This window comes from Bdellovibrio sp. ArHS (genome assembly GCF_000786105.1).
Classification (GTDB): Bacteria; Bdellovibrionota; Bdellovibrionia; order Bdellovibrionales; family Bdellovibrionaceae; genus Bdellovibrio.
The window spans coordinates 14828-35365 of the sequence record NZ_JTEV01000005.1; the positions used below are offsets into that span (position 1 = coordinate 14828).

Sequence of the window (20538 nt, forward strand, 5' to 3'; positions counted from 1 at the left end):
TTAAATTTTTCAAAACTCTAAGCTGCTTCACGTTGCGGGCTACCGCCCGGTCAATTATCTATCCAATTCGCCGGCGATAAGATTCATCGAAGCGACTGTTGCGATAGCGTCCGCCAACATCGCGCCTTTAACCACCGTTGGATACGATTGGTAGATCGCAAAACAAGGTGGACGAACTTTCAAACGGTAAGGATTTGCCGAGCCATCGCTGACCAGATAGAAACCCAGTTCTCCGTTAGCGGCTTCGGTCGCATCGTAAACTTCACCCACAGGCGGACGAAGACCCTTGATGATCAACATGAAGTGATTCATCAAACCTTCGATGTTACCGTAAACATCTTTCTTCTCGGGAAGAACGATGCCTTTATCGCGAATAGTGTAATCGCCGCCAGGAACGTTTTTGCAGACCTGCTCGATGATGCGAACGGATTGGCGCATTTCTTCGAAACGAACCAAGTAACGGTCATAGATGTCACCGGATGTCCCTACTGGGATATCAAAGTCCAGGGCGTCGTAACCGTAGTAAGGTTTCGCTTTACGCAAATCCAAATTCACACCGGAAGCGCGCAGCAAAGGTCCGGTGTAACCCCACTGAATCGCATCCTGAGCGGATACGGGGCAGACACCTTTTGTACGTTGGATAAAGATTTTATTATCCACCACCATGCTGGCCATTTCGTCTGTGCCTTTGCGGATCTCTTTACAAAGAGCCAATACTTCGTCGAACCAGCCTTCAGGCGCATCTTGAGCCATACCGCCGACGCGAGTCATAGACACGGTCAAACGCGCTCCACACAGTTTTTCAAACAAGCCGTACACCTGCTCACGCAGACCGAACATATAGAAGAAAGACGTCAAAGCACCCAAGTCCATCGCCCCAGTACCGATCGCAATTGTATGGTCGATGATACGGGAAAGCTCTGCCAGGATCACGCGCATCGCTTGCGCTTTGGGTGGGATTTCCACACCCAACAAACGCTCTACGGCTTTACAGTAACCAATGTTGTTCATTGGTGCCGAGCAGTAGTTCAAACGGTCGGTGTAAGGAATGACTTGGTTGTACGGATGAGTCTCGGCCATTTTTTCAAAGCAGCGGTGCAGATAGCCGATTTCATTGTTACAACGAACGATCGTCTCGCCGTCCATTTCCGCCATCACACGAAGAGTTCCGTGCATCGCTGTATGTGCAGGACCGATGTTCAAAGGAACATATTTATCATTCAGCACGTCACCCGGAGAACCCGGTTCGTTGTTGAAGTGAATCGGCAAAGAACTGGTACAAGGTTGCTGCAAGTTCGCATCGTAGTCTTTGCGAAGTGGATGACCCACAAATTGGTGATGAGTCAAAATACGGCGCAAGTTCGGGTGACCCTCGAACTTGATACCGAACATATCGTAAGCTTCACGCTCGAACCAGTCCGCACCTTTCCATGCCGGCAAAACCGTGCCGATGGATTCGTTCTCGCCCACTTGCGCTTTCACGCGCAAACGCGAAGAGTCCTTCGAAGAGAATAAGTGATAGACAACATCAAAACGTTTTTCACGGTTTGGATAATCCACGCCGCAAATATCCATAAGGAAATCAAACTGACCGCTTTCACGAAGATGTAAAAGCAACGCCGGAACGTCTTCCTTAGGAACTTCAAGAACATCATCACCCACAGCGTGAGTGAACTTGTAGTTCTCGATTTTGAATTTACCTGCAAGGTTTTGTTTTAAATTCTCAAGCTTGTTCATAAGGATTTTTCCAGTTGTCTTTCCAAGGACGTGGTTGACGAGTCGCAATCATACGTTGCAAAGCCATGATTCCATCCATCACCGCTTCCGGTGTTGGCGGGCAACCTGGGATGTAAACATCGACAGGGATGACTTTGTCGACACCTTGAAGAACGTGATAAGCGCGGTAGAAACCACCTGAGCTTGCACACGCTCCCATTGAGATCACGTATTTAGGCTCAAGCATCTGTTGATAAATACGCGTGATCACGGGCGCCATTTTTTCTGTGATAGTTCCAGCAACGACAAGCAAGTCCGCTTGACGAGGAGAGAAACGAGCCACCTCAGCTCCGAAACGAGCTAAGTCATATTTTGGTCCCATCACGGACATGAATTCGATACCGCAACAAGCAGTACCGTAAGGCATTGGCCACAAAGAATTTTTTTGCCCCCACGCCACCAAAGCATCGAGCCTTGATGTGAAAGCAACATCTCGTGACATATCATCTATGGCTTGAGTTCCGCTTGCGCCTGAGACAGACACAGAACCCTGCACTTGATCTTTGTGCATAAATACACCTCTGCAATTTCATTTAGCTATCATTAAGTAGTTACTGAAAATCCGTAATCCTGACAACTAGATAAGTATTATAGGGGCTGCGTCTGATTTCTTCAACGCACCATTCCGAAATGGGGTAATTGAAATTGATTCTCTAGTCGTCTCATTTCAAACTTTAATTTCCACCTAACATCATTCGAGGAGAAGTCCAGTTGTTGACCGGCAGGACTTCGAGGGGACCTCGAGAAGGGAAAACAGCATGAAGAGAATGGCTCTGTACGTGAGTTCTGCCATGCTTGCGATCAGCTTAGGGGCGCAAGCTAATTCAAAAAGACAAGATTTGCTCATTAAACTAGCACCGGGCTTCGTCGAGTTCGAAATGCAGGGGGCGAAAGTCGAAAAATTGAGCGAATCCTGGGTTCGCGTTCAAGCTCCTCGCAATATGAGCATTCAATCTCTGGAGAAAAATCCAGCTGTTGAATACATTCAGCCCAACTACAAAGTGACCTTGCTTGAGGACTACCGTATCGAAGACCCATTGCGCCGTGCTGCTTTGGCAAAAATGCTTTCAAGAAATCCACAACTTCGCGCTGCTGCTCGCCAGGACAATCCGGAAATTCCTGACGCTCCGCAAACCACGACAGGCACAGATCCGCTGTTTGCGAAACAATGGGGCATGATCGACAACGGTGTCGCAGATGCATGGAAGGTAACCAAAGGCCATCCTGATATGATCGTCGCGGTGATTGATACGGGTGTTGATTATACTCACGAAGATTTGCTGCCAAATCTGTGGAGAAATACGAATGAAATTCCTAACAACGGCATTGATGACGACGGCAATGGTTACGTCGATGACGTGATCGGTTGGGACTTTGTTGGCAACGACAACAAGCCTTACGACCTGGCCGTGGATACTTTGGACGGCTTGTTCAAAGGTGGCAACCCTGGACACGGAACTCACTGTGCAGGCAACGTGGCGGCCCGTGGGGATAATGGTAAAGGTATTGCCGGCGTAGCTCCCAACGTAAAAATCATGTCTTTGCGTTTCATCGGGATGACTGGTGGCGGAACCACAGCGGATGCGATCAAAGCGATTCGTTATGCCGTTGATAATGGCGCTAAAGTTCTGAACAACTCTTGGGGTTCTGAAGGCGAAGAGCCCGGCGCTCCGGAAAATCAGGCTTTGCGTGATGCTGTTCAATACGCACAAGACAAAGGCGTCTTGTTCATCGCGGCTGCGGGGAACGGCCACAAAGGCGTCGGCTATGACAACGACAACGATCCAAATCCGGCTTACCCAGCTTCCTATCCTCACGACAACATCATCGCGGTAGCAGCTTTGGACTCTAACAATCGTTTGGGTTCATTCTCTAATTGGGGTTATAAATCTGTCGACATTGGCGCCCCTGGCGTGAAAGTGTTCTCGACGGTTGTCGCCCAAGGCTACTCAGATACAGTCATTGATAAGTTCGGCTTCAAGGCCACTTGGGACGGAACCTCGATGGCGGCCCCTCACGTTGCTGGTGCTGCGGCTTTGTATTGGTCGGCGCACCCGGAAAAATCTTGGCAAGATGTGAAAGCGGCGATTCTGGGATCGGCTCGCAAAATCCAAGCGCTGGACGGCAAATCTGTGTCGAACGGCAAATTGGACGTGAAAGCTTTAATGAATTACTAAAGCTTTCACCAACTTAATTTGTAAAAGTTAAGCGCCTCTCAAAAAGTAGAACGAGCACTTACCGAAAGGATTTCAAAGATGCGCGTTCTACTTTTTTTATTTCTGACGACTGGTCTCTTTTCCTCGACTGCTTTTGCTGAAAAATTCGAGCTGGACAAAGCTCACACGGATGTCAGCTTCAAAGCTCCGCACCTGATGGTCTCGAAAGTCAAAGGTCGCTTTGAAAAGTTTGAAGGTACTTTTGATTTCGACGAAAAAACCCAGAAGCTTGAAAACGTCTTCGTCAAAGTTTACACCAATTCGTTGAACACCAACGAAAAGGACCGTGACAAACATCTGCGCTCTGCGGATTTCTTCGATGTTAATAAATTCCCGGAAATGACTTTCAAAGGCACCAAGGTGGATTATGACAACGGTAAGCCCGACAAAATCCATGGCGACCTGACCATTCGTGGTATCACGAAGCCCGCCGTTTTTGATATCGACTACAATGGCGCCGTCAACGACCCCATGGGCAACCGCGTTCTTTCATTCGAAGCGGAAACGAAAGTGAATCGCAAAGACTTCGGCCTGAACTGGAACAAGGCACTGGATAAAGGTGGCTGGGTCGTCGGTGACGAAATTGAAATCGAACTTGATGGTGAAGCCAAGGCCGCAAAGTCGGCAGCTCCAGCGAAAAAATAGGAGCGGCCATGCATCCCTCTTCACGAACACACAAAGTGGGCCTCGGCCTTCGCCAGCCCCATTATTCCTATTTGGAAACGCGGCCGCCAACCGAAGCTGCCTGGTTCGAAGCCATTTCCGAAACTTACATGAATTCGCGCGGTCGCCCTTTAGAAGTGCTAAAGTTCATTCGCCAAGACTATCCGGTCGCATTGCATGGTCTTTCCATGAATATCGGCTGCCCCGAAGGTTTGCGCTTGGATTATCTGCAAAAATTGCGAGAGTTGATCGAACACGTCGAACCCTTTATTGTGTCAGACCATCTTTGCTGGACCGGTTCTCCGGAGCAGAACCTTCATGACCTATTGCCCCTCCCCTTTACCGAAGACAGCATCGAAACATTGGTAAATAATATTGATTTCGTGCAAAACTTTTTACGTCGCCCCCTGGTGCTTGAAAATGTTTCCACGTACATCAGCTATCGCAACAACGAAATGAGCGAATGGGATTTTGTCGCCGAAGTCAGTCGCCGCTCTGGCTGCGCCTTGCTGTTAGATATGAATAATGTCTATGTGAATTCTTATAATCACGGCTTCGATCCGCACTATTTCTTGAATCACATTCCCCTGGATCGGGTGGCCCAGGTGCATATGTCAGGTCCCAGCAAATTCGAAGACATCCTTTTCGACAATCATTCGCAGGACATTCCCCAGCCAGTGTGGGATCTGTTCAAATTAATGGCGCCGCACATTCGCCATCTGCCGATTCTTATTGAACGCGACGAAGATATTCCCGATTTCAAGGAACTTGAAGTCGAAGTGATGAAAGCAGTTTACATCCTGGAGGGCTCTCATGAATCTGAACGAAGCACAGAACCTGTTTAAAAAAGGCCTTATGGGCGAAAACGACCAGGCTTTTCAAAAGACTCTGAAGGCCGTGGGGCAAATGTCACTAGAGCGCGCCTTCAAAGTTTACAACCACAGCTATATTCGACGACTGACCGAAAGTTTGAAAGAAACCTATCCATCCATCTTCTGGGTTTTGGGCGCAGATTCATTTCAACAAGTGGCGGCGGACTACATCAATGCCCAACCCTCCCTGTCCTACGATCTTGCGGCCCACGGCGCCGAGTTCCCGGCGTTTTTGCAAACCTCATCGGCGGGGGCAAGCATACCATTTCTGCACGAACTGGCGCGCTTTGAGTGGATCATTAAAGATATTTATCACACGCCCACGCCGCAGCCTTTGGCGGAAGAGCATATTGAAGAGCTGCTACAAGGCGAGGATTTTAAAGTCCACTTCATCGAAGCGATGACCGTTTTTGCCAGTCCTTATTCGATTTACGAGGTGTGGAGGCAGCGCAATGAACGCTCCTATCACTTTGAAGACATTCACTGGAGTCAGCCGGAGCATCTTCTTCTTTATAAAAAGCAAAGAAAGATCTATGTGCAAAGAATTGAAGCCATCGAAGCGCAAATATTGTTGGACTTGAAAGAAGGAAAATCGATCACAACGGCTTTAGCGGATTTTTCGCATGCCCTGAATACGGAAAAAATATCCCAGCTCTTAGAGATGATCACTCGAGCTGGGATTATCGAAGATGTTTTAGTACTGGAGACTTAAGCGACGTTTTTACCAATCACTTCCGTGGCCATGCTGTTCACCATGCCCTGAAGTGTGTGAGCTTGCGCAGACATTTCTTCCGAGGTCGCGGCGGTTTCTTCTGCCGCAGCCGAGAAGGCTTGTGTCTGCCGCTCTAGTGAACCCATTGCATCATGAATCGCTTTGATCCCTTCGGATTGATGTGTAGAGGTCTCTGCGATTTCTTGATTAAGCACCGTCACTTTTTGCACCGAATGCACAATTCCATCCAGCACCTTATCGCTTTTCTCGGCAAGTTCTAAAGAAACCCGCGTCTGTTCGACACTGCTGGTGATGACCGTCTTGACTTCTTTCGCGGCTGAAGCGGACTTCAGCGCCAGGCCCCGCACCGCTTCGGCGACAACCGCAAAACCTTTTCCTTGCTCGCCCGCTCGCGCCGCTTCCACGGCCGCGTTTAGCGCCAACAAGTTTGTCTGAAAAGCAATATCATCGATAATGTCCATGGCGGCGGTGATTTCTCCAGAGATTTTCGACATCACCGTAATAGCTTCAATCAGACGCTTCACTTCCGTCGCCCCTTTCGAGGCGCCTTCTTCAGACGTTTTCGCTAGCTCGGCCGCGGCTTTGGCGCGATCCTGATTGGCTTTAACAATTTCATTCAAATCAGTCACTGAACGAAGCGTTTCTTCGATGCGAGCCGCAGACTCAACCGCGCCTTGGGCCACGCTCTGGCCCGCGTTGGATAGCATATTCGAAGCTTCTAGCACCTGCTGACTGGCGGCATTTGTATCAGTCACAGTGCGCGCCAGGAACTTCATCAGATGGCTTGAAAAAACAAAGAAGACCGCAAATGCCAAAAGGAATGCCAGTGAAAACCCCAAAAGAACCTTATTGCGGAAAGTGCCAACAGCCTTTTCCACGTCGTCGACGTAAACACCACTGCCCAAAATCCACTGCCAGGGCTTGAACTGACGAACGAAACTGATTTTAGGTTCTGGATTGGGCGACCCCGGCTTGGGCCACATGTAATTTACAAAACCTTCACCCTCGGCCGTCTGCCCGACGCGCGCAAACTCGACGAAGAGCTTTAGGCCGTTGGGATCTTTCATATCGGAAAGATCTTTTCCTTCCAGCTCCGGCTTCATCGGATGCATCATCATTCGTGGATGAAGATCGTTGATCCAAAAGTATTCGTTGCCGTTATAGCGAAGAGCGCGAATGGCGGCCAGCGAACGCTCTTTGGCCTCGTCTTCGGTGATGAGCTTCTTTTGAAAGAGGTCGTAATTGTGCTCGATTAATTTGGTGGCGGTATCAACAGCCCCATGGACGGCGATCTTGCGATCCTGAAACATATTTTCACGCACCAAAGGAAGTACGTAAAAGGCCACAATCGCCCAAAGGGGTGTGACGGCGATAATCAACAAGGCCAAGGTTTTATACCGATAGCTGCGCGACTTCCATATACGATCCAACATTCATACTCCCAGGGTTATAAGACCCAGTCTATTTCGGGAGTATCCTTCGGTTACTAAAGCGTTCTCGAAAAATTACGAACTGCTTTTTGCTTTTCGAGCCGAACTGATACGAGCCCTCGTGACCAGCATCACCCTCGGGGGAAGATTCATTGCAAAAGTATCATGATAAAATATTTTTTCTTCTGATGAATGCGAGAATATTCTTAAATCCCGAGTACAGGAATGTAAGGGACATCCTGGCACACGATAGGCAGAGCTTCGGCTTGCAGCGGCGCCGCCAGATTATCGATCTCTCCGGACTCGTTAAGTAGAGTGATATGGGATCGCAATATAAGGTTGGCCATGAATAAAGAAGAGTCACCCAATCGTTCCTGAGCGAGCCTCTCGTGATGCGGAATGACCAAAGCGATACGGCGGATCGATTCCAGAATGTGGCGAACCATGCAGTTATAACGGGGCTCTCGCTCAAGCTCGATCACCAGATCGTCCGCGTATTGCGCTAGGTCCCCATAGGCCCGCTGCTTATAGAGTTTTAAAAGATATTTTTTGATCACGTCCACGTTGGCAGCACGAAAATTTTTAAGAGAATCCGGGCCCGCAGGATTCACCGCGCGGAATTTAGGAGTGTGGTTCATGGAAATAAAATAATCGCAGGTCATCGGAATGCCAGCTCTCTGAAATTTCGCAACCATAAAGTCCGCTACGGGAGCCACCAGACGCAAGCGTCTTTCCATCGCGATCAGCTTCTTCGTGACGATTTTGCTTTTACCACTAGAGAGCTTTTCGTAAAAGGGAGCTCGTTTTGAATTCAAGTCGATAGCTTCGTCGATATGCTCTGTCAAACAGGCCCGGGCGCGCCCCGACGTTGCCGCAAAACCAAGGCTTCCACAAAGAGCTATCGCTAAACTGATAAGCAAAGTGTGCTTGAATTTCATACGAAGGTTATAGCACAAGGGGCGTAAATCCCGCCCCTAACACAAGAACTTAATGTAAATAGGGATGGATCGTCTAAATATTAGACAATCCCGAGCCAATTCGGACCTGAGGACTACGCCATTACTCCTCTTTCCCCTCTTTCTTTTTAATCGCGCCCATATAGGAATACTGCCACGGACGGAACGCCAAAAGCACACCGGTGTCCTGCACCGGCACGTGGTGTTCGCCTTCAAAGCGCGCTTCCTCCTGCATCTCTAAAAGAATGCGTTCCAGCTTGGCTTTGTATTTCGCTAAAGCCGGCGGACTGATCTTAAAGAAAGAAAAACGGATGTAGTCCTCGTTCTTGAAATCATAACTGAGATAGCTGCTCTTTGTCTGATCGAATAAGGCCTTCCCTACGGGCCCATCCCGACGGAAACGCAGGAATCCCTGGCGCTTGAATTTCACTTTATCGCGAGGATGAAGCTCGATAAGATTCAGGCGGTCCAAATGAAACAGATACTTTTTGGATTCCGAACTAGGAATGTGATAGTCCCGCTCGATTTTTTGCGGCGTCTTCCCTTCTTGCAGCATCATAAAATAATGCAGCAATCGTGCATTTTCAGCTAAAGCTTTTTCTTGCTCATCTGAAAGGGTCACCGCTTGATTGGCCTCTTCGAGATTGGCGGCTTTCACCACCTCTGAAAAGCTGATGTCAGCAACACGACAGATCTCTTCCAGACGCTCCAGACTTAGACTTTTATTGGAAAGAATCCGCTTTACACTGGATTCACTCAAACCCAATGGCTTAGCCAGATCACGATATAGAACATTCTTCGCTTTTAAGGCGCGCTTGAGTGAGTTTAAAAACTGGTCAATCTGTGACATCTCAACCCCCAAAACTAAGAGTAGCGTATATTAATACTCTTATCAAGGGTATTGAATAATAGGACCACTTTGCCGATTCTAAAAACAGCAATGCAAGGAGGTTTTATGGCCATCTTCAAATTCTTCATAGACCGTTTATTCAACTCCCGTCCGTTCTTTTATGGCTGGGAACAAAGAGCCTTCGAACGACGCCAAGAGCAATATCGAGGACACTCCCAAAACTCTTGCCGAGCTCCGTGGGATTAACTAAAGTCCCCTCGATGTCGTCGACTACAGAGAACTCCTCTTTATTAAATCGTCCTCTTTGGTTTTATATTAAAAACAATCCCCGGGCTTTTAGCTTGGGGATGATTTTTTTAATTATCACAAACGCGCTGGATGGGATTTATCCCCTCATCATGAAAACCGCGATTGATCAGATTGAAACCAAAGTCCCGCTGGACGATATTGCGAAAACATGTCTGATGTTTCTTGCTGTCATGGCCGGGCTGGCGGTCAGTCGTTATGGTTGGCGCGCGCATTTCGGTAAGTTCCACACCTTCGCGGCGGAACACATCCGTCAAAAACTTTTCCGTCATGTCACCTCGCTCGGTCCCAATTTCTTTCACAAGAATCAGGTCGGAGAGCTAATGAGCCTTCTGACCAACGATGTGCAATCGTTTCGTCAGGCCATCGGCCCCGGCCTGTTGATCCTTGCCGACGGCATCATCATTATCGCTGTGGTCCTGCCGATCATGATTTCTTTAAACTGGGAATGGACCTGGAAAACCTTGGTCTTTTTACCCATCGTTCCGTTTTTGATCTGGCGGGTGATGCGTTTGATTCATGCCAACTACAAAGTGCAACAGGACCGCTTTTCCGAACTGACCGGTGTCGCACAAGAAACTGTCGGCGGCATCCGCGTTATCAAAAGTTTTGCGCAAGAAGACAATCGCACCCGTCTTTTCAATGGCGTCAGCTCGGCCTTCGAGAAAGCCTGCAACAAAGTGGCGCGAGTCGATGCCTTCTTTATTCCCGTCATGGAATTTGGCGTGACTTCGGGAAGCGTGATTCTGCTTTTTGTTGCCCGCGATGATATTTACTCTGGCGCCGTGACCCTTGGAACTTTTGTGGCCTTTCACCGTTACATTCAAAAAATGGTGTGGCCGATGACAGCGCTGGGAATGGGGTTTTCATATTTTCAAAAAGGTTATGCTTCGTTCGACCGAATTAAAGACGTTCTGCAAACGGAAACCGACATTCCCGATAACGGAAAGCACGAACTAACGACATTTAAATCTTTGGAATTTAAAAATGTTTCTTATAAACACAAAGGCGGCTCTGTCTACGTTCTAAAAAACGTTTCCTTCACTTTGCGCGCCGGGGAATCGCTGGGCATCATGGGCCCCGTCGGCGCCGGCAAGACGACCTTGCTAAATTTATTAGCCCGCATGCACCCTTTGGCAGAGGGACAGATTCTGATCAACGATATCCCCATCGAGGACATCACCCAAGAATCCTTACGAAAAACTTTTCTTTTAGTGCCCCAAGAAGCCTTCCTCTTTAGCGAAAGCATCTCCGAAAACGTCAGTTTCGGGCTGCAAGCCCGAGCGGCTGACGAAGAAATTATGCGCATGACTGAAGTGGTGGACCTTACCACCGAGATCGAATCCCTGCCGCATAAATTCGAATCGCAGTTGGGAGAGCGCGGGGTGAACCTATCTGGCGGACAAAAACAACGCCTGACGATCGCTCGCGGACTGATTATGAAAACTCCGGTGCTTGTTCTGGACGACTCGCTGAGTGCTGTGGACACCCGCACCGAAAAGGCGATTGAAGAAGAGCTGAGCAAAAGTCACTCCACCATGAGCCGGATTATTGTGGCACACCGTCTTTCATCACTGAAAGCCGTGAACAAACTTCTTATTTTAAAGGACGGGCAAGTCGAGGCCCTGGGCACTTATGACGAGGTTCTAGAGAAAAGCCCGACCTTCCAAAAAATTGTCCAGATTCAGGGCAAGGGGGATCATCATGAGTGAAAACTTCATGCATGAGGACTTAGTTAAAACTAAAATCACTTATCCCGAGTTGTTCCGGCGTCTTTGGCCCTATGCCCGAAAAGAAAAACTTTTGCTCTTTTCCGCCATTGGCGCGGTCGCAGGAGGCGCGGCCGTGGCCCGCCTGATCCCCGCTCTGGTTGGCTACGCGATCGACCACGGTGTTAAAGAAAAAGACTATAGCGTGTTCATCAACGTCGCCTATGCCTACTTGGTCTTAGAGATTTGCCGCTCGGTATTTTCTTTTGGAAACGTCTATTTGTTTCAGCGCTTCGGCAACCGCATGCTTTTTCATTTGCGCGAAGACCTGATGTCTCACGTCCAACGCCTGCCTTTGCAGTTTTTCAATAAAACTCCGACCGGAAGGATTGTCACTCGTCTGACCAATGACGTGATGTCTTTAGGGGAACTTTTTTCGGAAGGGGTCATTGCTGTATTCACGCAAAGTGTGGTGATTATTTCTGTGGTTATCGCTCTGTCTTTAATTTCATGGAAACTCACTCTGGTATCCCTGATTCTGGCGCCTCTTTTCATCGGGGCTTCGATATATCTTAGCAATCGCATTCGCGAGATTTTGCGCGAACAAAAGAAGAAACTTTCTTTGATCAATGCGTTTTTGGCTGAAAATCTGAATGGCATCAAAGTGGTGCAACTTTACAACCGTTTGACGCGCAATCGCGACCTTTTTGGCGCCCTCTCCATCGACTATCGTGATACGAACATGCGCTCCATTCATGCTTATGCGCTGATGCAGCCGATTATGAATTTATTTAATGCGGCGACCATCACCTCGGCCCTTTATTTCGGCGGACTGCTAAGCGCGCAAAATTCCATTGCGATTGGGGCCCTGGTGGCGTTTCTTATGAATATTCAGGACTTCATTCCGCCTTTGCGTGAAATCCTGGAAAAGTATCAACAGTTCCAAAACTCACTGACCAGTGCAGAACGTATCTTCACCTTGATGGATGAAAAGAAAGAGTTCGAACTGGACAATTTACACAGTCCGAAAGTAGTGCAAGGTGAAATCGAAATTCGCGATCTGACCTTTCACTACGAGCCCGAACTTCCTGCCGTTTTGAAAAAGATCTCCTTGCACATCAAAGCCGGGGAATCCATCGCCTTGGTGGGCCGTACCGGCAGTGGGAAGTCGACATTTATCTCGTTGCTGCAACGGTTTTACGATGCACCAGAAAAATCCATTTATGTCGATGGCGTGGCCCTAGAGCGCATCGCCCGGCACGAGATCCGTCACCACGTCGGCGTCGTCCAACAGGACAATTTCATCTTCCGCGGCACCATTCGCGATAATATCGGCCTGGGGGACCCACGCGTCACAGAAGAACAGATCCAAAAGGCGTGTGAAAAAACCGGCTATTTATCGCTCTTAGTGCGCACAGGCCGCGATCTTTACAGTCCCGTCGATGAACGTGGCGCCAATCTTTCCGTCGGCGAAAGACAGCTTATCGCCTTTGCGCGGATTTTGGCCTTCAATCCTGATATTCTTATTCTGGACGAAGCCACGGCAAATATTGATTCTGAAAGCGAACACATCATCCAGGAAGCCACCAAAGAGATCACCAAAGGCCGGACCAGCATTATTATCGCTCACCGGCTTTCGACAATTGAACAATGCGATCGCATCATCGTTTTAAATCAGGGAGAAGTTGCAGAAGTGGGCTCGCATGCAGAATTGATGAAAGCCCGTGGTCTGTATTATCAGTTTGCTTCTTTAGGTTTGAAGTCCACCTTGATGGATGCATCAGCGGCAGGGACTGCGGAACCATAGAAACGAATGGCATTCAGGGACTCAATATAGTCCCAGCCATTCACATTACTACGGGGAATAGAAACTCCGTTGATTTTGACCGTGATGGTCTCAACCAAGGGCTTCTTCGAAAGCTTAAAGTCGGTAAGAATCTGATAAATGCGTGAACGAATATTCGTCACGGCTGTCGTTAAACTGGAGCTGCAGATAGACTCAGTGACGCCGCCGGAATTTTTGGCGATATCAATGAAGGTCAAACCGGACTCGGAATAATCATTGAAGGTTGAACAGTTAGTACTGGTTGGCAAAACACCGATGAAATTAAAAACCCAGGAACGACTGCCATCGACCCAGGGACGCTTTAAAGAATCCAGAAAGTTCACGTAGTAAGCAACCGGATTAGAAACAGGACTCTTGTCATTTTCATTGGAAAGCGCGATGACAACTAAAAGAGCGTCCTCACGAAAAAAACCCTGGCCTTCACCAGCCAGATAAGACGGCGATAAAGCAATCTCCATGGATTGCAGGCCTCGCTCATTAGAACTTCCCGCCTCGCCCACGATCATACGATTCTTCAGGCTGTTGACCAAATCCGGAGTGGACTTTGTGACGAATTTTGGTGACCCGATGAATTTGCCGCCATCAGGATTGGTGCCACCTACGCTCGTCGTCACTACCGCCATGTGATAGTCCATTTTTAACGAGTTCAGCTTCGTCACTAAATCTGGAATCTGCGTAGAAAGATTCTGCTGATGTTTCAGCATCGAAGCCGAGTTGTCGACGATCCAAAGAATATCCACTTTATTATTGTAAGTAACGTTTTGATCGAAGTTGTTCGAATCCGCTGGTAAATCAAACTTCACATCCTGTGCGCATGCCAGGAGCATCATTGCACTGACACCCACCAACAATACTGAAAATCCTTTTTTCATAGTCCCTCTATACCTGATGAAGGGTTTGGCAGGCCCTTCCGAAAAAGTTAAGCTGCCTTCGTTGTAAAGTTCTTAATGCTTTCACGCACAGACTGACTGAGTGTCGTGAATTTTACGCCGTACTTCACAGGCTCGGCATCTGTGGGTGCATCCTTCACAAACTGCTTGCTGACGATCTGGCAAACAGCATTGAAAGGAGGGACTCCATCGCCGGGTTGAAAGTGCAAGAAGAGAGACTGACCTGGTTGTAAATTTGGAGTGTCGATAAGAACCCCGGCTCCACCGGCACTGATTTCCAATGCCTGACCGCGGAACACGGTTTTATTATTATGAACGATCAACGAAGCTCCGTAAGAAGCCCGCGCATGACGGCGACGGAAAAAGACTTCCGCAACGTCGGTGTCTTTCGAGTCTTTCATGCCGCGGATATTTTGCGCCGAAAACTCTTCCACCTCGGCCACTCGCTTCCATGCCGGAAGTTTCGCATGCCAGATGTAGTCGTATTCAAACAAAGTTTTTTCTTGCAGCATTTGCACAAGCTCTAAACGACAAAACGGACCGTAGTTGTTTCCCTCTTTAAGGATAAACCACTCTTTGTCTTTAAAGTTTTTCGCTCCTGCAGAGGGCACAGGACCTGGACGAACCGAGGGCTTTTGCGCCAACTTCGCTGCAAATTCCGGGTGTTCTAACAACATCATCCATTCGCCAACGTTTTCATCGTAAACGTAGTCTGTCCACTGATGCTCTTGGGCCTCGATCTTCTTCAAAACCGTCTCATGTGTGTACGGTCCGATGTGGGTCCCATTGTTAGATAAATAGTACTGTTTTGCCATGTGCGAATACTCCTTGGGAAGTCTATCGGCACAAACAAGACCTGACTTAACTGTAGGAAATTAGACAGTTTATTAAAGAAAATTCGTTATGTTTCGTCGAACTTTTCGACAATAAATAGAGTTAAAGCCTTCCTCGGGAAAGCCCGATCAGATTACTAGCAGCTAAGGTTTCTAAATTTTAAACCGATGATAGTTTATGGTTTTTGTACAGAAGAAAGAAATGAAGACTCGAAAAAATATCCTAATCGTGGACAACAACTGTGAATTAGAACAGCTCGTCAGAGAGCCGCTGTTTAAACAGCTGGAAAACTCAGCGGTGTCGCCTATTCTTGTTCGGGCTAAAGACGGCGCGGAAGCTGCGATCAAGTCTGAAAATCAAAAATTCGACATGGTGATTATCGATACGGAAGTGCCTCGTCTGATGGATGGCGGCTTCGTCTATGGTATTCACACTTACAAAAACACGCAGGACGCCGACATTATCGTGATCTCACAAAAAGAAGCCACAGACCTTCCCGATTCCTTGCGAGACTCGAAGTTTTTTAAGAAACCAGTTTCTCCTGGTGCCTTGATTGACGCTATGATTTCAATTCTCAACATTCAGCACCATGGAGCTGCCAAAGACGTCGTCCCTCCCGCAGCCGCAGCAAAATATGCTGTCGATGTGCGAGTTATCAATGCCGTGATCAAAGCAACCACGAATGTGCTTGCGCAATTTGGTGTGACTTCCGTCGAGATGGGAAAAGCGGGTCCGAAATCACCGCACGAACCATTGATGGGCGAAGTCTCTTCAGTCATCGATATTAAGAGTCAGTCGTTCCAAGGGCATCTGATCATCTCTTTCGACAAAGGCAGCTATCTTGAAGTCGTTTCGACAATGCTGATGGAAGAGCAAACGGAGCTTACCAAAGATAATCAAGATGCTGTCGGTGAGATCAATAATATTATTTTCGGTAATGCCAAAGCAGAGATCACAAATTATGGTGTGCAAATGACAGTTCCCAAAGTGTTATTAGGCGCTGGACAAACAGTCCATTCCGCACCGGGTTCTGCGGGTATGATGATTCCCTTCACGACCGGCAAAGGGCACTTTTACTTGACGGTCGTCGCATCGCCTCTTGTTAAAGTCGCTTAATTCCTCGCGTTTTAAATGTCAGTTTTCTGTTGTGGCGCAGTACGCATTTTATTAAGTACTTGCTTCGCTGCCTAATTTCATATTTAAACTTCATACGTTCCGTATATGCTGTGAATAGGGCACAGCGTTTCTACAAGGCACCAAAAATGTCTGTCTATGGAGGGGTTTATATGACAGCAAGTTTTCTGTCGGTTCTGTTCGTTCTTTTTTCTGGGTCGTCTTTTGCAGCGACATATTCTCAACAAATTCCATACTACGGCGAAGATTTTTATAATGATCTTTCTTCGGGTGTTCAAAACGAAGAGCTGGTCGCGCGCTTACAAACAGTGTTGCGCAGCCAGCATCGTGTGATTCCTGGGCAGATGGATGAAATCACCGATAACTGTAATGGCACGAAGGGTTGTTACCAACATATCTCGTTGGGATATGACCGTGCCCGTATCTTCCTTCTGGGCGTTTACTATCTTGTCGACGAAGGAAATGGCAACTACGGTCTTCCTGATGTCTACTGTGCGAACATCCGATATAGCAATGAGTTCCGCGGAACACCTCCGGGCCCTCGCACGATTCCTGATAGCACGACTTTAAATACAGAGCACACCTGGCCTCAAAGCCGCTTCACTGGCAAATTTGATAAAGGTATGCAAAAATCCGATCTTCACCACTTATACCCTGCCGACTCTGAAATGAACTCTGTTCGCGGCAACAACGAATTTGGTGAAGTTTCCCGGGACTCAAAAGTTCTTAAATGCCGAGTTTCCCGCACGGGTAAGGGTACAGGCGGCGGTGCTGAAATCTTCGAACCACCGACGGGTCACAAAGGAAATGTCGCCCGCGCTTTATTCTACTTCTCTGTCCGCTACAGCACACCAATCAGCCCGAACCAAGAAAAAGTCCTTCGCAAATGGCATCTAGAAGATCCTGTTGACGAAGAAGAGATGCACCGAAACAACGAAATTCAGAAAACTCAGGGAAACCGCAATCCATTTATCGATTTCCCTGAATTAGTCGATTACATCCATAATTTTTAATAACGGCACCACTTGCTGGTGCTGCCCATCACGCCAAGTCTGATCTTCAGATCAGCACTTGGTAGCGGTGGCTTTCCGTTATGCCTTAACTCTGGATTCTCTTTGCTGAGACAGCGATCTATATGTCTCAGCTCTCTATCGAAATATTTTATTGTGAAGAAAAGAACTCCTGCAAAAGAGGACGCCTTCACTGGCGCCTGGATTAAGCTCTAATCAATCCCCAAAGCCGCTTTCCATTCCGCGGTGGGCTCAATTAAACGGCGCTCTTTCATATCGAAAAGACCGAAAACAAAAGTCGCCTCGTTCGCAACACTGCCATCTTCTTTGACCATTTGCTGAAGCATCGTTGCGATCTTGCCTTTATAGCTGACAACTTTCGAAACAATCGTGATGGTTTCGCGAAGACGAATCTCTTTTAGAAACTTGATGTTCACTTCAAGAATCACCGGCCCCATTTTCTTCTGATGAATCTCGTTAAAACCGAAGCCACGCGGTGTAATGATTTCCCAGCGAGCCTCTTCGTAAATTTGCAGATAAGTTGCGTTGTTGATGTGGCCGTATGAGTCCACATGGTGTTCTTTGATCGTGATTTTAAATGGACTTAACTCCGACATATACAACCTCTACTTAAGAGCCTCGCGAATATGCGCAGAGGCCAAATCCAACGCCCATACTACAACGGCAATCACCGCGATAATACAACCAACTTCCCGCCACATCGCTTGCCCCTGGTACTGAACCAGCATGGTGCCGATGCCACCGCCGCCCACCAAGCCTATGATGGTCGCCATACGCACATTGATATCCCAGCGATAGACGGTAAAAGAAATATACGGCAGAAGCACTTGAGGAACAATCGCATACCAAATGGTCTGCAGTTTATTGGCCCCCGTCGACTCGATGGCCTCAATCGGCCCTTCTTCGACGGCCTCCACCATCTCTGAATATTGTTTGGCGAGCGAAGCAATGGAGTGAATCATCAAGGCCAACATTCCCGCAAAGGGGCCAATGCCGACCCACACGGAAAAGATGATGGCCCAGATCAGAGCTTCCACCGAACGTGTGACATTCAAAAACGTTCGAAGCAGCAAATAGATCGTTTTGGCGAAAGGCCCCTGCATGATGTTCTTAGCACAAAGAAAACTGAGAACAAAGGCGGCGGGGATCGCCAGCGTCGTTGCCAAAAAAGCCATGAAGATGGTTTCAATGATATTTAAAACCGCCCGCGGAAGAATATTCCAATTCGGATCTAACAGACCTTTAAAAAGCCGCATAGCACCCGAGAATCCATTCTCATCTAAAATTTCAATGAGCGAAAACTCGGTTTTATAAATGGCGACAACAAGGGCCACAGCGAAAGAGACCAACAACTGCCAACCCCAAAAACGACGGAACCAGGGACGATCCTGCAACGTCTGTGACGAGGTCTTAAACAGCACATCCCCCAAAGTCACGACGTGCCTCATTTTCAGGAAAACACTCAAACCGCAACCGACAGCGAAAAACGCCAAGGCCCAACCGGTCACCAGCGGAAGGTTCAGAAGAGATTCTTCCGAAGATACAAAGAAGACAATCGCCAAAACTGAAAACAAAAAGCCAAACAGAACACCATCGAAAACTATTTTACGAAATATCATGGGCGTCCTCTCCGTAGATCCTGTGAAACCATTCTTCGGTGATCTCTTCAGGCTTTCCAGTAAACACAATCTGGCCGTCTTTAAGAGCCACGACCCGCGAAGCGTATTTGCGAACCAGGGAAAGAAAGTGCAGATTGGCGATCACTGTGATCCCGAACTCTTGATTGATTTTTTTCAAATAGTCCATCACCGCATGCGACGTCGCGGGGTCCAGAGCGGAAACGGGTTCATCGGCCAGGATGAGTTTAGGATTTTGCGTCAGTGCGCGTGCTATTGCTACCCGCTGCTTCTGCCCGCCGGATAAATGATCCGCGCGCTGTAGCGCTTTATCGGCGATCCCCACAAGTTTCAGATTTTGCAATGCCTCTTGCTTATCCTGTTCAGAAAAAAGCCCCCACAGACTTTGCCAGGTGGATTTTCCCGCCAAACGGGCCATCAGGACATTCTTCAAAACACTTTGCCGCGGGATCAGATTGAAGTGTTGAAAGATCATGCCAATATTTTTGCGCAGTCGACGAATGCTTTCACTTTTTTGGATTGATCCCACCTCTTCGCCCTCAAAAAAGATTTGCCCCGATGTGGGCTCATGCAATCTATTCAAACAGCGAAGCAAAGTCGATTTTCCTGAACCACTCAGACCGATAATCACCAGGAATTCTCCGGGCATGACTTCCAGATCCACCCCTTTCAAAGCGCGCACACCGTTGGGATAGGTCTTCGTCAGATTTCGCACACTCAATAAGGGAGTCTTCACTTTATTTTCCATCGGGCGGCGCCAAAGTTTTTAGCATTTCGCGAACGGTGTCATAATCCCCGTCTGTGGACTTTTTAAAATTTGTCGCCCCCAGCATCAGATCAATAGCTTTAAGCCCTTCGGGTGTAGCTGCGAACTGCAGAAGCGTATCGACAATTTTTTCTTTCATTTCTTCCGGCATATCTTTTCTAAAGACAATGGGATCATTCGGAATAGGCTCGGAAAGTTCGATTATTTTAACTTTCTGTTCGACGTCGGGATACTGAGTTTTCACCAATCGTCGGGCATCTTCGATGTGACCATTTTGAGGTGGGCTGTAGTAGGTGGCACCGGCGTCGACTTGTCTTTGATAAATCATGGTCACGACCGAGTCATGCTTCATCGCAAAGACTGTATCCTTGGGTTCGATCTTCAGATCCTGCAAAGTTTTTAAAGGCAGAAGATATCCGGAGGTAGAAGCGGGATCGACAAAGGCCACTTTCTTCCCCGCCAGATCCTTCAAAGATTTGATCTTGCTATCAGCGCGGGCCAGAAACTGCGACTGGTAAGTGGCCACGCCATAACGAATCACTGTTAGACGCGCTTCCACGCCGTACTGTTTGTGGGCCAGATAATATCCGTAGGTATTAATAGCCGCCACATCCGCGCGCTTCGTGCCGAAGGCTTCAACCACAGCAACAAAGGACTGTGGGATTGTGATTGCAAATTTATAAGGTGTGTTTTTTTCCAAATATTCTTCCAGAACTTTTGCATTGTCTGCGAGAACCTTCGCATCAACCGCTGGCACAAGATGAAATTTGATAGGATTTTTTTCGGTGCCTAAGGCGTCTTTTTTCAAATGGCATCCGGAAGTGAATAACGAAATTATCAGGACTATCGTAAGAAGTCTTGTCATGGCTGGCAGCCTCCACAGCCATTA

20 protein-coding genes and 1 riboswitch are annotated in these 20538 nt (G+C 48.0%); of the genes, 9 read left to right on the top strand and 11 right to left on the bottom strand.

The features are described 5' to 3' along the window. Positions 1–54 precede the first annotated feature (54 nt). Together nuoD and OM95_RS02825 are read right to left on the bottom strand one after the other, a co-directional pair. Positions 55–1737, bottom strand: a complete 1683-nt coding sequence (gene nuoD / locus OM95_RS02820; protein WP_041870098.1) for an NADH dehydrogenase (quinone) subunit D — start codon at positions 1735–1737, stop codon at positions 55–57. Next, positions 1724–2218: an NADH-quinone oxidoreductase subunit B gene (locus tag OM95_RS02825; protein WP_291515489.1), complete on the bottom strand. Its 495-nt coding sequence runs from the start codon at positions 2216–2218 to the stop codon at positions 1724–1726. The genes nuoD and OM95_RS02825 overlap by 14 nt, the downstream gene beginning before the upstream one ends. 316 nt (positions 2219–2534) lie before the next feature. Here OM95_RS02825 and OM95_RS02830 point away from each other — a divergent pair, with 316 nt between their 5' ends. The 4 genes from OM95_RS02830 to OM95_RS02845 all read left to right on the top strand — a co-directional run bounded on the left by OM95_RS02830 (position 2535) and on the right by OM95_RS02845 (position 6239). Beyond that, positions 2535–3953, top strand: coding sequence for a S8 family peptidase (locus tag OM95_RS02830; RefSeq protein WP_041870100.1), 1419 nt, complete (start codon positions 2535–2537; stop codon positions 3951–3953). 78 nt (positions 3954–4031) lie between these two features. Further along, on the top strand, positions 4032–4637 hold the full coding sequence (locus OM95_RS02835; RefSeq protein WP_041870102.1) for a YceI family protein: 606 nt from the start codon (positions 4032–4034) through the stop codon (positions 4635–4637). 8 nt (positions 4638–4645) lie between these two features. Continuing rightward, complete coding sequence (locus tag OM95_RS02840; protein WP_041870104.1) at positions 4646–5500, top strand: DUF692 domain-containing protein; 855 nt, start codon at positions 4646–4648, stop codon at positions 5498–5500. Continuing rightward, the gene (locus OM95_RS02845; protein ID WP_041870105.1) at positions 5469–6239 is read left to right on the top strand and encodes a DNA-binding domain-containing protein; all 771 of its coding nucleotides are present in this window, start codon (positions 5469–5471) and stop codon (positions 6237–6239) included. Before OM95_RS02840 ends, OM95_RS02845 begins: the two co-directional genes overlap by 32 nt. On the opposite strand, the gene OM95_RS02850 is transcribed toward OM95_RS02845, so the two are convergent. The 3 genes from OM95_RS02850 to OM95_RS02860 all read right to left on the bottom strand — a co-directional run bounded on the left by OM95_RS02850 (position 6236) and on the right by OM95_RS02860 (position 9496). Beyond that, complete coding sequence (locus tag OM95_RS02850; protein ID WP_041870106.1) at positions 6236–7693, bottom strand: cache domain-containing protein; 1458 nt, start codon at positions 7691–7693, stop codon at positions 6236–6238. The two genes, OM95_RS02845 and OM95_RS02850, sit on opposite strands and share 4 nt — an antisense overlap. Positions 7694–7896: 203 nt before the next feature. Then, on the bottom strand, positions 7897–8628 hold the full coding sequence (locus tag OM95_RS02855; protein ID WP_041870107.1) for a hypothetical protein: 732 nt from the start codon (positions 8626–8628) through the stop codon (positions 7897–7899). Between the two features lie 121 nt (positions 8629–8749). Beyond that, positions 8750–9496, bottom strand: a complete 747-nt coding sequence (locus OM95_RS02860) for a helix-turn-helix transcriptional regulator (RefSeq protein WP_041870109.1) — start codon at positions 9494–9496, stop codon at positions 8750–8752. A gap of 105 nt (positions 9497–9601) precedes the next feature. Between OM95_RS02860 and OM95_RS17045 the strand changes: the two genes are divergently transcribed. The 3 genes from OM95_RS17045 to OM95_RS02870 are packed head-to-tail and all read left to right on the top strand — an operon-like array spanning position 9602 to position 13318. Beyond that, on the top strand, positions 9602–9742 hold the full coding sequence (locus tag OM95_RS17045) for a hypothetical protein (protein WP_291515481.1): 141 nt from the start codon (positions 9602–9604) through the stop codon (positions 9740–9742). A gap of 14 nt (positions 9743–9756) precedes the next feature. Next, the gene (locus OM95_RS02865) at positions 9757–11514 is read left to right on the top strand and encodes an ABC transporter ATP-binding protein (RefSeq protein ID WP_041870111.1); all 1758 of its coding nucleotides are present in this window, start codon (positions 9757–9759) and stop codon (positions 11512–11514) included. Further along, complete coding sequence (locus OM95_RS02870) at positions 11507–13318, top strand: ABC transporter ATP-binding protein (protein ID WP_291515482.1); 1812 nt, start codon at positions 11507–11509, stop codon at positions 13316–13318. The genes OM95_RS02865 and OM95_RS02870 overlap by 8 nt, the downstream gene beginning before the upstream one ends. On the opposite strand, the gene OM95_RS02875 is transcribed toward OM95_RS02870, so the two are convergent. Then, a complete protein-coding gene (locus OM95_RS02875) occupies positions 13249–14229 on the bottom strand; it encodes a hypothetical protein (RefSeq protein ID WP_041870113.1) in 981 nt (326 codons plus the stop codon). The two genes, OM95_RS02870 and OM95_RS02875, sit on opposite strands and share 70 nt — an antisense overlap. 47 nt (positions 14230–14276) lie before the next feature. After that, positions 14277–15062, bottom strand: coding sequence for a GYF domain-containing protein (locus OM95_RS02880; protein WP_041870115.1), 786 nt, complete (start codon positions 15060–15062; stop codon positions 14277–14279). Between the two features lie 220 nt (positions 15063–15282). Between OM95_RS02880 and OM95_RS02885 the strand changes: the two genes are divergently transcribed. Both OM95_RS02885 and OM95_RS02890 read left to right on the top strand, forming a co-directional pair. Then, entirely contained in the window at positions 15283–16197 is a 915-nt protein-coding gene (locus tag OM95_RS02885) for a chemotaxis protein CheX (RefSeq protein WP_291515483.1), read from the top strand. A gap of 79 nt (positions 16198–16276) precedes the next feature. Next, positions 16277–16374, top strand: a riboswitch (purine riboswitch). Next, the gene (locus OM95_RS02890) at positions 16368–17228 is read left to right on the top strand and encodes an endonuclease (RefSeq protein ID WP_291515484.1); all 861 of its coding nucleotides are present in this window, start codon (positions 16368–16370) and stop codon (positions 17226–17228) included. Its footprint overlaps the riboswitch before it by 7 nt. Before the next feature lie 209 nt (positions 17229–17437). Here the strand turns inward: OM95_RS02890 and OM95_RS02895 are convergent, their stop codons facing one another. From OM95_RS02895 to OM95_RS02910, 4 genes are read right to left on the bottom strand one after another with little or no spacing between them, the layout of a single operon-like run. After that, complete coding sequence (locus OM95_RS02895; protein ID WP_041870121.1) at positions 17438–17842, bottom strand: acyl-CoA thioesterase; 405 nt, start codon at positions 17840–17842, stop codon at positions 17438–17440. Between the two features lie 9 nt (positions 17843–17851). Continuing rightward, positions 17852–18865 (bottom strand): phosphonate ABC transporter, permease protein PhnE, encoded by a 1014-nt coding sequence (phnE, locus tag OM95_RS02900; RefSeq protein ID WP_291515485.1) that lies wholly within the window; start codon positions 18863–18865, stop codon positions 17852–17854. After that, a complete protein-coding gene (gene phnC, locus OM95_RS02905) occupies positions 18852–19631 on the bottom strand; it encodes a phosphonate ABC transporter ATP-binding protein (protein ID WP_041870123.1) in 780 nt (259 codons plus the stop codon). The genes phnE and phnC overlap by 14 nt, the downstream gene beginning before the upstream one ends. Then, positions 19621–20514, bottom strand: a complete 894-nt coding sequence (locus OM95_RS02910) for a phosphate/phosphite/phosphonate ABC transporter substrate-binding protein (protein ID WP_041870124.1) — start codon at positions 20512–20514, stop codon at positions 19621–19623. Before OM95_RS02910 ends, phnC begins: the two co-directional genes overlap by 11 nt. Positions 20515–20538 lie beyond the last annotated feature (24 nt).

What these genes read in the sequence shown, in the direction of transcription:
- nuoD (WP_041870098.1), bottom strand. Translation starts at nt 1,737, where the DNA reads ATGAACAAGCTTGAGAATTTAAAACAAAACCTTGCAGGTAAATTCAAA.
- OM95_RS02825 (WP_291515489.1), bottom strand. Translation starts at nt 2,218, where the DNA reads ATGTCACGAGATGTTGCTTTCACATCAAGGCTCGATGCTTTGGTGGCG.
- OM95_RS02830 (WP_041870100.1), top strand. Translation starts at nt 2,535, where the DNA reads ATGAAGAGAATGGCTCTGTACGTGAGTTCTGCCATGCTTGCGATCAGC.
- OM95_RS02835 (WP_041870102.1), top strand. Translation starts at nt 4,032, where the DNA reads ATGCGCGTTCTACTTTTTTTATTTCTGACGACTGGTCTCTTTTCCTCG.
- OM95_RS02840 (WP_041870104.1), top strand. Translation starts at nt 4,646, where the DNA reads ATGCATCCCTCTTCACGAACACACAAAGTGGGCCTCGGCCTTCGCCAG.
- OM95_RS02845 (WP_041870105.1), top strand. Translation starts at nt 5,469, where the DNA reads ATGAATCTGAACGAAGCACAGAACCTGTTTAAAAAAGGCCTTATGGGC.
- OM95_RS02850 (WP_041870106.1), bottom strand. Translation starts at nt 7,693, where the DNA reads ATGTTGGATCGTATATGGAAGTCGCGCAGCTATCGGTATAAAACCTTG.
- OM95_RS02855 (WP_041870107.1), bottom strand. Translation starts at nt 8,628, where the DNA reads ATGAAATTCAAGCACACTTTGCTTATCAGTTTAGCGATAGCTCTTTGT.
- OM95_RS02860 (WP_041870109.1), bottom strand. Translation starts at nt 9,496, where the DNA reads ATGTCACAGATTGACCAGTTTTTAAACTCACTCAAGCGCGCCTTAAAA.
- OM95_RS17045 (WP_291515481.1), top strand. Translation starts at nt 9,602, where the DNA reads ATGGCCATCTTCAAATTCTTCATAGACCGTTTATTCAACTCCCGTCCG.
- OM95_RS02865 (WP_041870111.1), top strand. Translation starts at nt 9,757, where the DNA reads ATGTCGTCGACTACAGAGAACTCCTCTTTATTAAATCGTCCTCTTTGG.
- OM95_RS02870 (WP_291515482.1), top strand. Translation starts at nt 11,507, where the DNA reads ATGAGTGAAAACTTCATGCATGAGGACTTAGTTAAAACTAAAATCACT.
- OM95_RS02875 (WP_041870113.1), bottom strand. Translation starts at nt 14,229, where the DNA reads ATGAAAAAAGGATTTTCAGTATTGTTGGTGGGTGTCAGTGCAATGATG.
- OM95_RS02880 (WP_041870115.1), bottom strand. Translation starts at nt 15,062, where the DNA reads ATGGCAAAACAGTACTATTTATCTAACAATGGGACCCACATCGGACCG.
- OM95_RS02885 (WP_291515483.1), top strand. Translation starts at nt 15,283, where the DNA reads ATGAAGACTCGAAAAAATATCCTAATCGTGGACAACAACTGTGAATTA.
- OM95_RS02890 (WP_291515484.1), top strand. Translation starts at nt 16,368, where the DNA reads ATGACAGCAAGTTTTCTGTCGGTTCTGTTCGTTCTTTTTTCTGGGTCG.
- OM95_RS02895 (WP_041870121.1), bottom strand. Translation starts at nt 17,842, where the DNA reads ATGTCGGAGTTAAGTCCATTTAAAATCACGATCAAAGAACACCATGTG.
- phnE (WP_291515485.1), bottom strand. Translation starts at nt 18,865, where the DNA reads ATGATATTTCGTAAAATAGTTTTCGATGGTGTTCTGTTTGGCTTTTTG.
- phnC (WP_041870123.1), bottom strand. Translation starts at nt 19,631, where the DNA reads ATGGAAAATAAAGTGAAGACTCCCTTATTGAGTGTGCGAAATCTGACG.
- OM95_RS02910 (WP_041870124.1), bottom strand. Translation starts at nt 20,514, where the DNA reads ATGACAAGACTTCTTACGATAGTCCTGATAATTTCGTTATTCACTTCC.